At 66.4% G+C, this 14,708-nt stretch carries 10 protein-coding genes and 2 tRNA genes; 10 read left to right on the forward strand and 2 right to left on the reverse strand.

Translation table 11 applies throughout. The features are described from left to right. Nucleotides 1-43: 43 nt before the first annotated feature. Together cydC and cydD are read right to left on the reverse strand one after the other, a co-directional pair. Nucleotides 44-1,723: a thiol reductant ABC exporter subunit CydC gene (gene cydC / locus CR156_RS12005; protein WP_100553027.1), complete on the reverse strand. Its 1,680-nt coding sequence runs from the start codon at nt 1,721-1,723 to the stop codon at nt 44-46. Beyond that, nucleotides 1,720-3,465, reverse strand: coding sequence for a thiol reductant ABC exporter subunit CydD (cydD, locus tag CR156_RS12010; protein WP_100553028.1), 1,746 nt, complete (start codon nt 3,463-3,465; stop codon nt 1,720-1,722). Before cydD ends, cydC begins: the two co-directional genes overlap by 4 nt. A 228-nt stretch (nt 3,466-3,693) precedes the next feature. On the opposite strand from cydD, the gene CR156_RS12015 reads away from it, so the two are divergent. The 10 genes from CR156_RS12015 (at nt 3,694) to pgaD (ending at nt 14,474) form a co-directional block, all read left to right on the forward strand. After that, on the forward strand, nt 3,694-5,277 hold the full coding sequence (locus tag CR156_RS12015) for a cytochrome ubiquinol oxidase subunit I (protein WP_099821188.1): 1,584 nt from the start codon (nt 3,694-3,696) through the stop codon (nt 5,275-5,277). 15 nt (nt 5,278-5,292) lie between these two features. Further along, complete coding sequence (cydB, locus tag CR156_RS12020; RefSeq protein WP_088101726.1) at nt 5,293-6,447, forward strand: cytochrome d ubiquinol oxidase subunit II; 1,155 nt, start codon at nt 5,293-5,295, stop codon at nt 6,445-6,447. A 54-nt stretch (nt 6,448-6,501) separates the two neighbouring features. Then, nucleotides 6,502-6,615, forward strand: coding sequence for a cytochrome bd-I oxidase subunit CydX (gene cydX / locus CR156_RS12025; RefSeq protein ID WP_025876452.1), 114 nt, complete (start codon nt 6,502-6,504; stop codon nt 6,613-6,615). A 56-nt stretch (nt 6,616-6,671) separates the two neighbouring features. Beyond that, nucleotides 6,672-6,748, forward strand: a tRNA-Pro gene (locus CR156_RS12030). 138 nt (nt 6,749-6,886) lie between these two features. Beyond that, a tRNA-Pro gene (locus CR156_RS12035) sits at nt 6,887-6,963 on the forward strand. 239 nt (nt 6,964-7,202) lie between these two features. After that, on the forward strand, nt 7,203-8,408 hold the full coding sequence (locus CR156_RS12040; RefSeq protein WP_100553029.1) for a CynX/NimT family MFS transporter: 1,206 nt from the start codon (nt 7,203-7,205) through the stop codon (nt 8,406-8,408). Nucleotides 8,409-8,782: 374 nt separating this feature from the next. Beyond that, the gene (gene pgaA, locus CR156_RS12045; protein WP_100553030.1) at nt 8,783-10,822 is read left to right on the forward strand and encodes a poly-beta-1,6 N-acetyl-D-glucosamine export porin PgaA; all 2,040 of its coding nucleotides are present in this window, start codon (nt 8,783-8,785) and stop codon (nt 10,820-10,822) included. Between the two features lies 1 nt (nt 10,823). After that, nucleotides 10,824-12,731: a poly-beta-1,6-N-acetyl-D-glucosamine N-deacetylase PgaB gene (gene pgaB / locus CR156_RS12050; RefSeq protein WP_100553031.1), complete on the forward strand. Its 1,908-nt coding sequence runs from the start codon at nt 10,824-10,826 to the stop codon at nt 12,729-12,731. Nucleotides 12,732-12,738: 7 nt separating this feature from the next. Next, nucleotides 12,739-13,986, forward strand: coding sequence for a poly-beta-1,6-N-acetyl-D-glucosamine synthase (gene pgaC, locus CR156_RS12055; RefSeq protein WP_218946688.1), 1,248 nt, complete (start codon nt 12,739-12,741; stop codon nt 13,984-13,986). Beyond that, nucleotides 13,983-14,474 carry a poly-beta-1,6-N-acetyl-D-glucosamine biosynthesis protein PgaD gene (gene pgaD, locus CR156_RS12060; protein ID WP_100553032.1) on the forward strand — a complete coding sequence of 164 codons (492 nt, stop codon included), beginning with the start codon at nt 13,983-13,985 and terminating at the stop codon, nt 14,472-14,474. Before pgaC ends, pgaD begins: the two co-directional genes overlap by 4 nt. Nucleotides 14,475-14,708: the final 234 nt, after the last annotated feature.

Raw genomic sequence — 14,708 nt, forward strand, 5'->3', positions numbered from 1 at the left:
GTAGATCCACGCCACGCGTGGATATGCCGACCAAGGTCGGCATCTACCGAAGCGGTTCGCGAACCAATACCCCATCGCGCAACCGGTACTGCACATCCACCACACCTGCGGGCAGGTCATCGTGGGTGATCATCAACAGGCTGCGTCCTTCCAACAGCGCCGGCAGGTCCTGCAGCAGTGCGCGCGCGGTATCCACGTCCAGGCCTTCGGTGGGCTCATCCACCAGCAGGATCGGCGCATTGCGCAGCAGCGCGCGGGCCAGCGCCAGGCGCCGCGCCTGGCCGGCCGACATCGTTGCGCCGTTCTCGCCCACCCAGGCCTGCAGGCCGCCGTTGCGCTCGGCCCATTCGCCCAGCCGTACCCGTTGCAGCACCGACCACAACGTTTCGTCGCTGGCCTCGGGATCGCCCAGTCGCAGGTTTTCGGCCACGCTGCCGGCAAATACCGGTGCGTTCTGCGGCAGCCATGCCAGATGCCGGTGCCAGTCGGCCTGGGCGACATCGCGCAGGTCCTGGCCGCCGTAGGTCAGCCGTCCGCGCTGCGGATCCCACAGACGCAGCAGCAGGCTGGACAACGTGGTCTTGCCGCTGCCGCTGTCGCCCCGGATGGCGATGCGCTCGCCCGGTGCCAGCGTCAGCTGCAGGCCACACAGGACCGGCCGTGCGGCGCCCGGCCACTGGAAGTGCACGTCGTCCCAATGCACGGTCGCGGCCGGCGCCAGTGGCTGCGGCGATGCAGGCTCTTCCACCGAAGGCGGTTGCTCGACGATGGACTGCAGACGCGCGGCCGCAATGCGGCCCGATTGCAGCGACTGCCAGGCCAGGCCCATGCCCGCCCACAGCTCGATCATCGCCACCGTCAGGAACACCAGGCCGGCGGCCATTTCCGGTGCGATCCGCTGCTGTTCGGCCGCGTGCAGCGCCAGCGCCAGCATCGCCACCAGGCCGAGCCCGGCCAGCACGCCATGCAGCGTTGATGCAGCAATCAGCCGCAGGCGTCGACGACGATCACGCGAGGCCACCTGCTTGGCCGCCACCCGCACCTTCAACTGCCAGGCGTTGCCGGCATGCAGCGCGGCCAGATCGGCCGCCCCTTCCAGCCCTTCGAATGCCGCCGTGCGCAACGCCGCTCGATGTGCAGCGCGGTCGGCCTCTTCGCTGTCATGTCCCCTCACGCCCAGCCACGGCACGCTGACACCGATCAGCAGCCCCAGTACCGCCAGCAGCAGCGCCGCCGATGGCAGGATCAACGCCGCCGAGCCCACGCCCACCAGCGTCAACGCAGCCAGCGCCAGCAACGGGCCGATGGCACGCACCAGCAGGCCGTCGATTTCGCCGATGTCGCCCAGCAACCGCGCCAGCAGATCGCCGGTGCGGGTCGCGCCCAGCCGTGCCGGAGCAAGCGGCAGCGCGCGGCGGAAGAACCACACGCGCAGGTCGCGGGCGATGCGCAGGGTGGCGTCATGCCCCACCAGTTTTTCGAAGTAGCGCGATGCGATGCGCGCCATGGTCAGCCCGCGGATGCCGGCCGATGGAGTGAAGAAATTGAAGCCCTGGCCAAGGCCCGCTGCACCGGCCAGCGCTGCAGCGGTCAGGAAGCCGCCGGACAGGCCCAGCAGCGCGGTGCCGGCCAGCATCGTGGTCCATAGCAGCAGCACCGCCAGCAGCAGGCGCGGGCGATGGCGCAGGAACACCGCGCGCAGTGAATCGGAAGAGCGGCTCATGCGCGCACCGCCTGCGCCGGTTCAACCAGGCGTCCTTCTGGCAGCAGCAGGCAGCGGTCGGCCCAGGCAATCACCGCCGGGCTGTGGGTGGCCACCACCACGCTGCGTCCGCGCGCATACGCAGCCAGGCTGCGCAGCAGCGCCGCTTCGGTTTCGGCGTCGAGAAAAGCAGTCGGCTCATCCAGCAGCAGCACCTGCGGATCGCGCAGCAGCAGGCGCGCCAGGCCGATGCGACGTGCCTCGCCACCGGACAGGCCGAAGCCGCGCTCGCCGATCAGCGTATCCAGCCCCTCTGGCAGGCGCTGCGCGAACTGCAGCACCTGTGCGGCTTCGGCAACGGCGCGCAGGCGCGCGTCACTGGCACCGGGATCGGCCAGGCGCAGGTTCTCGGCAATAGTGCCGTGGAACAGATAGGGACGCTGGCTGGCATAGGCCACCTGCAGTCCCGGCCGCAGCTGCACCCGGCCAGCGCGCGGCGGCAGCCACCCGGCCAGCGCTTCCAGCAACGTGCTCTTGCCGCTGCCACTGGGGCCGACCAGGGCCAGACGCTGGCCCGGTTCCAGCTGCAGGTCGAGGTTCTGCAGCACGTCGTGGGTAGCGCCCAACGGACGCAGTACCAGACCGTGCGCTTGCAGCGGCGGCAAGGCGGCCTCGGCCGGCTCCGGTGCCAGCGGCACGCCATCCTCTGCAATCGTGGCCTCGTCTTCCGGCAGCACCTGCAGCAGGCGCTCCACCTCGGCGGCAGCGGCCAGTGCATTGGCACGGTCGTGATAGTGCGCGGCCAGGCGCCGCAACGGCGCGTAGAACTCCGGTGCCAGCAGCAAGCAGAACAGGCCAGCCCCCAGCGTCGGCACGGTCGCATGCAACGACATCAGGCCCAGATAGCTCAGGCCCAGATACAGCGCGACCATCGCCACACTGACCGACGCAAAGAATTCCAGCACGGTGGACGACAGGAAGGCGATGCGCAGCACCTTCATCGTGCGCACGCGAACGCCCTCGGCCGCAGCCTCGATGCCGGCCAGCTCGGCCTCCCCGCGGCCATACAGGCGCAGCAGGCCCAGGCCCTTGATGCGATCGGCGAAGTGCCCGCTCATCCGCGCCAGTTCCCCCAACTGCGCGCGTCCGGCCGCTTCCGCGCCCCAGCCCACCAGCATCATGAAAAACGGCACCAGCGGTGCGGTGAACAGCAGGATCAGTGCAACCACCCAATCGACCCAGGCCACAGCGGCCAGGATCAACAAGGGCACCACCACCACTTCGGTGCGTACCGGCAGAAAACCACTGTAGTAATTCTCGATGGCATCGCCGTGATGCAGCATCAGCTCACCCAGCTCACCGGTGCGGCGCTGCCGCAGCCACAGCGGGCCATGCCCGAGCAGGCGCGCGAAGACACGCTCGCGCAGGGACAGGCGTGCGGCATCGGCAACGTCACCGGCCGCAGCCTGGGTGACACCGCCCAGCAGGGTGCGCACGACAAGTATCACCGCCAGCGCGGCCAGCACCGGCAGGCCCTGGGCCAACGGCGCGCGCTCGACCAGCACCTGCTGCACCAGCCAGGCGATGGCGGCGGCCTGACCGATCAACAGCGCGCCGGACACGCTGATGCACAGCGACGCCAGCCGCTGCCGTCCCTTCGCGGCGCGGGCCAGATCGGCCAGCCACGCGGTGCGGACACGCCGCAAGCGGGTCGATTCGTCATCCCGATCAGGGGCGTCAGCGGTCGGTTCGGCAGCGCTCAAGGCTCTTCACAGGCAGCAGGGGGATGGACGGCATTGTAGGCGCAGGCAACAGCCTTCCCCTGCGGCCGGCGGTCGCAGTCTTCATCGGGTTGGCATACGATCCTCCTGAATACCTGTTCATACATTGATCTGGATCAAGGCTGTTTGAAGTAGTCGGTCACATCATTCACCCCGTAGACCACCCTTCCCGCCACCTGCAACGGCACTATCCAACGAGGTAGCCAGGCCATGATTGATCAGACAGTCGTAGAACTGTCGCGGCTGCAATTCGCTCTGACCGCGATGTACCACTTCCTATTCGTACCGCTCACGCTTGGCCTGTCCTTCATGGTGGCCATCATGGAAAGCGTGTACGTCATGACCCGCAAGCAGGTCTGGCGGCAGATGACCCTGTTCTGGGGCACCCTGTTCGGCATCAACTTCGCCATCGGCGTGGCCACCGGCCTGGTGATGGAGTTCCAGTTCGGCATGAACTGGTCGTACTACAGCCATTACGTGGGTGACATCTTCGGTGCGCCGCTGGCCATCGAAGGCCTGATGGCGTTCTTCCTGGAAGCCACCTTCATCGGCCTGTTCTTCTTCGGCTGGAAGCGCCTGAGCCCGGTCAAGCACCTCACCGTGACCTGGCTGATGGCGCTGGGCACCAACCTGTCGGCGGTGTGGATCCTGATCGCCAACGGCTGGATGCAGAACCCGACCGGTGCGGTGTTCAACCCCGAAACCATGCGCATGGAAGTGGTCGACTTCGCTGCGGTGCTGCTGAACCCGGTGGCGCAGGCCAAGTTCGTGCACACCGTCAGCGCCGGTTACGTGACCGGTGCGATCTTCGTGATGTCGATCAGCGCCCTGTACCTGCTGCGCAACAAGCACAGGGACATGGCCCGCCGTTCGTTCGCGGTGGCCGCAGCCTTCGGCCTGCTGTCCTCGCTGTCGGTGGTGGTGCTGGGTGACGAGAGTGGTTATGCCGCCAGCGAACACCAGAAGATGAAGCTGGCCGCGATCGAAGCGATGTGGGAGACCGAGCGTGCGCCCGCCGACTTCACCGCCTTCGGCATTCCCAACCAGGACACCCACACCAACGATTACGCGATCAAGATCCCATACCTGATGGGCCTGATCGCCACCCGTTCGCTGGACCAGCCGATTCCGGGCATCCTCGAACTGGTCGACCGTGCAGAGCACCGCATCCGTGGTGGCCAGATCGCCTACGGCGCGCTGGAACGGGTGAAGAAGGACAAGAACGACCTCGAAGCCCGGGAAATGTTCGACCGCCATTGGCAGGATCTCGGCCATGGCCTGCTGCTGAAGCGCTACCGCGAAGACATCCTCAACGCGACGCCGGAGGAAATCTCCAAGGCCGCGATGGATACCGTGCCGCGCGTGGCGCCGCTGTTCTGGACCTTCCGCATCATGGCCGGGCTGGGCTTCTACCTGATCGCCTTCTTCGCGCTGGCCTTCTACTACTCGTGCCGCAACAACTTCCAGGACAAGCGCTGGTTCCTGAAGCTGGCCGTGTGGAGCCTGCCAGCGCCGTGGATCGCGATCGAATGCGGCTGGTTCGTGGCCGAGTACGGTCGCCAGCCGTGGGCGGTGGACGGCGTGCTGCCCACCTTCTATGCGGCATCGGGCCTGGCACTGCATGAAATCCTGACCACGCTGGCGGTGTTCACCAGCCTGTACACGGTGCTGCTGATCATCGAAATCAAGCTGATGCTGAAGGCGGTCCGCAAGGGTCCGGACGACATCCTGCCGACGCTGCAGGCCGACATCCGCCCTGTTTCCCCCAATGCCGTTGCCCCCGGCCAGGCCTGAGGCAGGAGAATCCAGATGGAATTCATTGCACTTGATTACACCACGCTCCGCGTGATCTGGTGGCTGCTGCTCGGCATCCTGCTGGTCGGCTGGGCCGTCATGGATGGTTTCGACCTGGGCGTCGGCACCCTGCTGCCATTCGTGGCAAAGACCGATGAAGAACGCCGGCTGGTGATCAACACCGTCGGCCCGGTGTGGGAAGGCAACCAGGTCTGGTTGGTGCTGGGTGGCGGCGCGATCTTCGCCGCATGGCCGCCGCTGTATGCGGTCAGCTTCTCCGGCTTCTACCTGGCGGTGTTTGCGATGCTGTTCGGGCTGATCCTGCGCCCGGTCGGCTTCAAGTACCGCAGCAAGCTGCCGTCCAAGCGCTGGCGCGACAACTGGGACCGCGTGCTGTTCGTTGGTGGCCTGCTGCCGGGCCTGATTGCCGGCGTCGCGGTGGGCAACGTACTGCTGGGTGTGCCGTTCCACTTCGATGACACGCTGCGCGTGACCTACACCGGTTCGTTCTTCGGCCTGCTTACGCCGTTCGCGCTCATCGCCGGCCTGATCAGCGTGGCCATGCTGGTATCGCACGGTGCGGCCATGCTGGTGCTCAAGACCGACGGCCCGGTGGCCGAACGTGCGGCGCGCTACGGCAGCATCGCCGCCATCATCAGCTTCGTGTTGTTCGCCGCTGCCGGCGCCTGGGTGGCCTTCGGCCTGCCGGGCTACCAGATCACCTCGCAGGTGGTGACCGACGGACCGACCAATCCGCTGTTGAAGACCGCCGAACTGGGCACCGCCGCCGGTGGCTGGCTGCGCAACTACAGCAGCATGCCGGCAACGCTGGTGTTCCCGGTGCTGGGCCTGCTGGGTGCGCTTGCCAGTGCGGTGCTGCTGCGCGCGCGTCGTGGCGGCCTGGCCTTCATCGCCTCGGGCGCGTCCATTGCCGGCATCATCCTCACCGTCGGTTTTGCGATCTTCCCGTTCCTGCTGCCGTCCTCCAGCCAGCCCACCTCCAGCCTGACCGTCTGGGACAGTTCGTCCAGCCACCTCACGCTGTGGGTCATGCTGCTGGCCACGGCCATCTTCCTGCCGATCATCCTCGCCTACACCACCTGGGTGTACCGCGTGCTGAAGGGCAAGACGACGGTCGAGGACATGGACGACAACCCCAACGCGTACTGATTGCCCGTGTGCCGGCCCAGGGTCGGCACACCCCTCGCACACAGGAGATTGACCATGTGGTATTTCGCTTGGATTCTCGGCGCTGGCCTGGCTTCGGTCGTGGCCATCCTCAACGGGATGTGGTTCGAAGCGCGCGAAAGCGCCCGCGCCGACAAGGAAGTGCGTTGAAACTGTAAAAAAGGGTTGCCGATACGGCCTTCACACCGTATTCTTGGCGGCTCCTTCGGGGTGTAGCTCAGTCTGGTAGAGCGCTACGTTCGGGACGTAGAGGTCGCAGGTTCGAATCCTGTCTCCCCGACCACTTCGGTGGTCGCATTGAAGCCTGGTGAAGTCTTCCAGGCTTTTTTGTTCCCGCAGGAGTCGCTGTCACGGCAGCGAAGCAGAACGGTCTTCCCCCTTGCCGCCATCGGGGGAAATGGCTAGAATAGGCGGCTCCCTTCGGGGTGTAGCTCAGTCTGGTAGAGCGCTACGTTCGGGACGTAGAGGTCGCAGGTTCGAATCCTGTCTCCCCGACCACTTCGGTGGTCACCAAGAAGCCTGGAAGACATCCGTGTCCTCCGGGTTTTTTTGTGCCTGCACTCCGGGACACCCGGCTACGCCGTCGTCAGCAACGTGCCGCCCCGCACCGGGGTCGAGGACCTGACGCGGCCGGCCACGTACAATGGCCGCCACTCCCCCACCTGCCACACCGGCTCCGTCCGGTGCGGGCGCTGCACGCCATCTGCGCGGCGTGCGCCACCTGCAAGGAACACCGCATGACGTCCCCCACCTCTCCTTCGCCATCGTTGCTGCACGGTCGCCTGCTGGCGTTCGCCGCGATCCTGCTGGCAGCGGTCAACCTGCGTACCGCGGTCACCTCGATCACTCCGCTGCTGGACGTGCTGGGCCAGCAGTTCGGCTTCGGCACCACCATGACCGGCGTGCTGGGCATGCTGCCGACCGCCTCGTTCGCACTGTTCGGCGTCGCCACCCCTGCACTGGCACGACGCCTGGGCCTTGAGCGCACCACCCTGCTGGCCATGCTGATGGCCGCCACCGGCCTGCTGCTGCGCTCCAGCGCCGGCAATGTCGGCACCCTGCTGCTGGGCTCGGTGATCGCACTGGCCGGCATGGGCATCGGCAACGTGGTGGTGCCGCCGCTGGTGAAGCGCTACTTCGCCAACAAGGTCGGCACCATGAGCACGCTGTACATCAGCGTGCTGCAGCTGGGCACGATGATGCCGGCACTGCTGGCGGTGCCGGTGGCCAACGCCGCAGGCTGGCGGGTGTCGCTGGGCATGTGGGCCCTGCTGGCGCTGGCGGCGACCCTGCCGTGGCTGTTGCTGGCGCGCCGTGCACCGAAACCGGTGCTGGACAGCAACGACCCCACCGTGCAGCCGCACGGCAGGGTCTGGCGCACGTCACTGGGCTGGAGCATGACGCTGATGTTCGGCATGACTTCGCTGATGACCTACTCGATGTTCACCTGGCTGCCGCGCATCGTGGTCGAAGCCGGTGCCACGCCCGCCTTCGGTGGGGTGATGGTGGCGGTGTTTTCGGCATTGGGCCTGCTGCCTTCGCTGGTGATCCCATCGCTGGCGGTCCGCCTGCAGAACCCGTTCCCGCTGGTGCTGATCGGCTTTTCCGCTTTCGTCATCGCCTTCGCTGGCCTGCTGTTCGCGCCGATGAAGGCGCCGTTGCTGTGGGCCTGCCTGCTGGGCGTCGGGCCGTCCACGTTCCCGCTGGCGCTGACCCTGATCAATCTACGTACGCGCACCCCCACCGGCTCGGCCGCCTTGTCCGGCTTCATGCAGGGCGTGGGCTACAGCTTCAGCTGCCTGGGCCCGTTCCTGGTCGGCTGGCTGCATACCGTCAGCGAGGGCTGGACCCTGCCCTTCGCATTCCTGTTCGGCTGCGCGGTGCTGATGCTGTGCGCCTCGTGGGTCGCCTGCAAGCCGCGCAAGCTGGAAGACCTGTGGTGACCGCCCCGGCTGCCTGACGCCCGCCGCCGTGAAGCTGGACCCACACACCCCACTACCGCGACCTACACACCGCCACCGCAGCGGGTGACGTAGCGTGTCCAAAGCTGACCCGGTTCGCGTCCAGAGCCGGGCGCGGCTTGGGGTGCCGGACAGCCCGGGGACGTGCCGTGCTGCCGCCCCCTTGCCGCCGGAGCAATCAAAAAATACCTTTTTCAACAATGCGTTGCAGAAGGGTTGGCCGATCCTTCACGGACTTTCCGTCAATCTGGTAAGGACCGCAACTGCCTGCACCGGCAAAGCGTCAGCTACAGTTGGCATGTGATGTGCGTCACACTTTAAGCACATCGTTCAGGTATGGATGCTTAGGGGGTCTCATGGTTGTCTACCGTCCGCTGGCGTTCTGCGTCGGCCTGGCCTGCGCCACTCTGGCGTCCTGGGCTGATGCAGCGCCGCCGCCCACCGCGACCACGCGCGCCGAACGGCTCGCCGAAATCGGCCACTACCGTGACCAGGCGCGCTGGGTCGATGCCCTGGCGGCAATCGAGCGGGCGCAGCTGCGCGAGCCCAACGACGACCTGCTGTACAAGCTGCAGGTATTGACCCTGGGCGACATCGGCAATGCCCATCGCGCCTGGCGGCTTTACCAGGCCCGGCCCAACCTGTTCGACCAGGACCAGAAGGCGCGGCTGGAAGCCAACTACGTGGCCAAGCTGGTCAACTGGAGCCTGGCCTACGGGGAAACCGAAGACACCCGGCTGGACGAGGCCGAGGCGTCGCTGGCGGAAATGGAGCAGTACGTCGAGCGCGATGGCACCGCGCAGGCGCAGGCGCCGCTGCGGATCCGCATGGACCGGCTGATCCTGCTCAACCGCCTGGCCCGTCACGCGCAGGTGCGCGACGAAGCCCGGGCGCTGCAGCGCGAGGGCCATGCCCTGCCCGACTACGTGCTGCCAGCGGTGGGCGACTCGCTGATGTCCACCCAGAATCCGGAAGAAGCCATCCCGTTGCTGGAGGCCGCCGCGAAGAACGATCCCTCGCGCTTCCAGTCGCGCTCGGAGCTGGCCTATGCCTACCTGGAAACCGAGCAGGCGGAGAAGGCGGTGGGCTACCTTCAGGCGTGGCAGAAGGATGAACCGGCATGGCGCTGGGGCGGTGGCAAGACACCCTTCCAGAACTGGGCACGCTACGAAGCCGACCTGAACCTGGCGATGGTGCGGGCCTACAGCGGCGATCTGCCCACGGCCCAGCGCGAGCTGGAAGCGCTGGTCGACGTCGGCCCGGGCAATGGCAGCCTGCAGACCTCGCTGGGCAGCGTCTACCAGATGCGCGGCTGGCCACGGCGCGCACTGGAACGTCACCAGATGGCCTACACCCTGGACCCGCGTGACATCGCGCCGCGGCTGGGCATGTACGAATCCTACGTGCAGCTGCAACGCGACGACCTGGCGCGACCGCTGCATGACGATCTTCTGGCCCGCTATCCAAGCCAGCCGTCGGTGCAGCGCATGGACCGCGACTGGCGCGCCCATCGCGGCTGGCAGCTGTTGGCCAAGGTCGAGGGCGGCCGCAGTTCCGGCGGTGGCGGCACCTCGCCGCTGGGCAACGACGACCTGCACTACGGCATGGAAGTCGCCTCGCCGGTGCTCAACGACCGCTGGCGCCTGTTCGCCTTCGCCGACCGCCGTTCGGTCACCTTCCAGGATCAGGATATCGATCCGCTGTGGATCGGTGCCGGCGTGCGCTACCGCTTCGACCGCGTCGATGCCGAGGCGGCGGTGCTGCGCCCCAACGACAGCATCGGCGACACCGGTTTGCGGGGCGGCTTCGGCTGGCAGTTCAACGACCGCTGGCACGCTGGCGTAACGGCCGCCCGCAATGACCCGGAAGCCTCGATGCAGGCACGCGTGGCCGGCATCACCGCCGACAGCGTCGCCGTTGCCGTGGATTACACGCGCAACGAACGCACGCACTGGAGCATCGGTGGCAGCCAGTTCCGTTACGACGATGGCAACCGCCGCGACACGCTGAACAGCGCGATCGAACAACGGCTGTTGACCCGCCCCCGCCTGTTGATCGATGGCCTGGGCAGTGTCTACACCAGCCGTGGCAGCCGCGACGATGCGCCCTACTTCAATCCCTCGCGGGACCGCTCGGTGGAAGTGGGCCTGCGCATCGACCAGCAGTTGTGGCGCCATTACGAGCGCCACTTCCGCCATCGCCTGACGGTGTCCGTTGGCAACTACTGGCAGGAAGGATTTGGCAGTTCAATCATTCCGACCGTGGCCTATCGCCACGAATGGCAGTTCGATCAGGGGCGGATCCTCGAGTACGGCGTGAGTTGGTCGCGGCCGGTTTATGACGGCCAACGTGAACGACATATCGGCTTCGATGCCGCGCTGCGCTGGGGAGAATGAGATGGAACGGATGCTTCGCAACCTGACGACCGTACTGCTGCTGGCGCTGCTGTTCCTGGCCCTGCCCGCCGCAGCCCAGCGCGCCCGCTCGGCCGCGGAACTGGACGCGGCCGACAACGGCCTGCTGGTCCTCAGCTATCACGACGTACGCGATGATGTGCTGGAGAAGTCCGATGCCGACGCCTACGCGGTCAGCACGCAGAACTTCGCCGCACACCTGGACTGGCTGTCCGCCCATGGCTATCACCCGGTCTCGCTGTCGCAGCTGATCAAGGCCTCGCGGGGGGAAGCAAAGCTGCCGCCGCGGCCGGTGCTGCTGACCTTCGACGACGGCCTGCGCAGCGTGTACAGCCGTGTCTATCCGCTGCTGCGTGCGTACAACTATCCGGCGCTGGTGGCGGTGATCACCGACTACGTGGACATGGCACCGGGCCGCACCATCGACTACGGCTACCGTCCGTTCGGCCATGACGATTTCCTGACCTGGGACCAGCTGCGCGAGATGCAGGCCAGCGGCCTGATCGAACTGGCCAGCCATACCGACAACCTGCACCACGGCGTGCAGTCCAACCCGCAGGGCAACCAGACCCCGGCGGTGATCACCCGCATCTACGACCCGAAGGCGCAGCGCTATGAAAGCGCGCAGGAGTACGAGAAGCGCCTGCGCGACGATCTCGGCCGCAGCGTGCAGCGCATCGAAAAGGAACTGGGCGTACGCCCGAAAGCGATCGTCTGGCCGTATGCCGCCTACAACCAGTTGAGCAACGACATCGCCGAGCAGCTGGGCATGCCGGTGTCCTTCGACCTGGAAGGACGCAGCACGCCGGTGACCGCCGACCTGCATGGCCTTGCACGCCTGCTGGTGACCAGCAATCCAAACGTCACCTCGCTGGCCTTCGAGCTGCGTCGCAACGTCAACCTGGACGGTACCCGTGCACTGCAGATCGACCTGGATTCGGTCTACGACAGCGACCCTGCCCAGCAGGCGCGCAACCTGGACGCCCTGATCGAGCGCGTGAAGCGGATCGGCCCGACCCATGTCTACCTGCAGGCCTTCGCCGACCCGGACGGCAACAACACCGCCGATGCCCTGTACTTCCCGAACCGGCACCTGCCGATGCGCGCGGACCTGTTCAACCGTGTCGCCTGGCAGCTGAAAACCCGTGCCGGGGTGAAGGTCTACGCGTGGCTGCCGGTGCTGGGCTATGAACTGCCCGATGCCGCGCAGCGTGCGGCGCTGGGCATCCAGAGCCCGGAACGCGATGGCATGTACCGCCTGGATTTCACCGAGCCGCAGGCACGGCAGATCATCAAGGACATCTACGAAGACCTGGCGATCAATTCGTACTTCGAAGGCCTGCTGTTCCATGATGACGGCTACGTACGCGATACCGAGCTGGCGCAGCTGCCACAGGAAGGCAGCGACGGTGGCCGCACCCAGGCGCTGATCGATTTCACCCTGGAACTGCGTGACAGCGCGCAACGCTGGCGCCCCAAGCTGGGCACCGTGCGCAACCTGTACGCGCAGCCGGTGCTGGAACCGCAGAGCGCGGCGTGGTTCGCCCAGCGCCTGGATCTGTTCAACCAGGCCTACGACCGCACCGCGCTGATGGCGATGCCGTGGATGGAAGGCAGCCGCCGTCCCCAGCGCTGGATGGACCGCCTGGTCGTGGCAGTGCGCGAGCACGACCCGGACCTGAAGCACACGATGTTCGAGCTGCAGACCGTGGACTGGCGCACGCAGACGCCGATCAGCGGCGAACAGCTGCGCGCGCAGATCCGCCGCCTGCAGGCGCAGGGCGTGCGTCATTTCGCGTGGTACCCGGACGATTTCATCGCCGACAAGCCGTCGACCCAGGATGCACGCGCGGCGATGTCCGCGCGCAACTTCCCGTATCCGGAGAAGTGACGTGGACATGAACCCGTGGCTCAACGCCATGTTCCAGTTCGCCTTCTTCTACCCCATGGTGATGGCGTTCTTCTGGATGTCCGGTGGCCTGTACTACTTCTTCCGCCGTGAGCGGAAGTCGCGGCCGCGCAACGACCCACCCCCGATGGCGGAGTATCCGTTCGCCAGCCTGTTGATTCCGTGCCACAACGAATCGGCGAACCTGGACGACACCCTCGGTGCGGCATTGGCCCAGCGCTATCCGGACTTCGAAGTGATCGCCATCAACGATGGCAGCAGCGACGACACCGGCGCCCGCCTGGACGCGCTTGCGGCCCTGCACCCACGCCTGCGGGTGGTCCATCTGGACCGCAACCTGGGCAAGGCGAATGCGCTGCGCATGGGTGCCCTGGCTGCGCGTTCGGAGTATCTGGTGTGCATCGATGGCGATGCCATGCTGGAAGAGTTCGCCATGCACTGGATGGTCTGGCACCTGACCAGCGGTCCGCGCGTGGGCGCGGTGACCGGCAACCCGCGCATCCGCAACCGCTCCACCCTGCTCGGCCGCCTGCAGGTGGCGGAGTTCTCCTCGATCATCGGCATGATCAAGCGCGCCCAGCGTGTCTACGGCCGCATCTTCACGGTGTCCGGGGTCATCGCCGCATTCCGTCGCACGGCCCTGCACCGCATCGGCTACTGGGCCGATGACATGGTCACCGAGGACATCGACATCAGCTGGCGGCTGCAGCTGGATCATTGGGACATCCGTTACGAGCCCAACGCGTTGTGCTTCATCCTGATGCCGGAAACACTGAAGGGACTGTGGCGGCAGCGCCTGCGCTGGGCACAGGGTGGCGTGGAAGTGTTGCTGCGCCATGGCTCCTCGTTGTTCAGCTGGCGCAAGCGGCGCATGTGGGGCGTGCTGCTGGAATACATCCTCAGCGTGCTGTGGGCCTACACCATGCTCGCGATCATCCTGCTGTGGGCACTGGGCAAGTTCATCCCGGTGCCGCCGCAGTTGTACATCGACACGTTGCTGCCGCAATGGCATGGCGTGATCCTGGCGCTGGTCTGCCTGCTGCAGTTCGCCAGCAGCCTGATCATCGACAGGCGTTACGAAACGCATATCGGCCGCAACTATTTCTGGGTCATCTGGTACCCGATGGCGTACTGGTTGATCAGCCTGTTCACCACGCTGGTGGCGCTGCCCAAGACCCTGCTCAGGCGGCGTGGCAAGCGTGCAACCTGGGTCAGCCCAGACAGGGGTATCCGATGAACGCACATCGCCAGACCGCCACGAGGAAGCCGTCCAACCGCTTCGACTCGCGCCTGATCCAGAAGCCGCGCCAGCAGCCCCGCCTGCAGCGCACCGCCTGGGGGTTTGTGACCCTGGCGTTCTGGGGGTTCTACTTCTATCTATGGGCGCCGCTGGTCACCCTGGTGTCCTGGTTGCTGGGCGGGCAGCAGGCGTGGCTGCAGCTGTACGAGCGCAAGCAGCACCTGGATCCGTTCGTGATCATCGCCCTGCCGGTGATCCTGGCCGGCTGCGCGCTGCTGCTGATCGCCTGGGCCGAATACAACCGCTACCGTTTCGCCGGCAGGGAACGGCGCAACCCACGCGAGGACGCCAGCCGTTCGGAGATCGCCCGTTCGCTTGGTGCCAGTGATCAGCTCGCCGAACAGATGTTCAATGCGAAGGCCATCACCCTGCACATGGATGAGCATGCGCGGCCGCTGGGCATGACTGCGCAGCTGTTGCGGTAAGGGGGGTTCGGCCGGGCTGCGCCCGGTACCCGCAGAGGCAACAGCAACGGCCGAAGCAACGGCAACAGCTGGGTTCCGTGGGATGGCGGGGCGGTGTCGGATTGCGGGGACGCCGCAAGTACGTCCCTGTAGGCTTGTCAGCCGCATCCATGCGGCTGACACCCCGCAATCCGACACCGCCCCACCTCTGACAGATATCCGCAATCTGGTAGATCCACGCCATGCGTGGATGAA

The sequence above is a fragment of the Stenotrophomonas lactitubi genome (assembly GCF_002803515.1).
GTDB lineage: Bacteria > Pseudomonadota > Gammaproteobacteria > Xanthomonadales > Xanthomonadaceae > Stenotrophomonas > Stenotrophomonas lactitubi.

What these genes read in the sequence shown, in the direction of transcription:
- pgaB (WP_100553031.1), top strand. Translation starts at nt 10,824, where the DNA reads ATGGAACGGATGCTTCGCAACCTGACGACCGTACTGCTGCTGGCGCTG.
- cydX (WP_025876452.1), top strand. Translation starts at nt 6,502, where the DNA reads ATGTGGTATTTCGCTTGGATTCTCGGCGCTGGCCTGGCTTCGGTCGTG.
- pgaC (WP_218946688.1), top strand. Translation starts at nt 12,739, where the DNA reads ATGAACCCGTGGCTCAACGCCATGTTCCAGTTCGCCTTCTTCTACCCC.
- pgaA (WP_100553030.1), top strand. Translation starts at nt 8,783, where the DNA reads ATGGTTGTCTACCGTCCGCTGGCGTTCTGCGTCGGCCTGGCCTGCGCC.
- CR156_RS12015 (WP_099821188.1), top strand. Translation starts at nt 3,694, where the DNA reads ATGATTGATCAGACAGTCGTAGAACTGTCGCGGCTGCAATTCGCTCTG.
- pgaD (WP_100553032.1), top strand. Translation starts at nt 13,983, where the DNA reads ATGAACGCACATCGCCAGACCGCCACGAGGAAGCCGTCCAACCGCTTC.
- CR156_RS12040 (WP_100553029.1), top strand. Translation starts at nt 7,203, where the DNA reads ATGACGTCCCCCACCTCTCCTTCGCCATCGTTGCTGCACGGTCGCCTG.
- cydB (WP_088101726.1), top strand. Translation starts at nt 5,293, where the DNA reads ATGGAATTCATTGCACTTGATTACACCACGCTCCGCGTGATCTGGTGG.
- cydC (WP_100553027.1), bottom strand. Translation starts at nt 1,723, where the DNA reads ATGAGCCGCTCTTCCGATTCACTGCGCGCGGTGTTCCTGCGCCATCGC.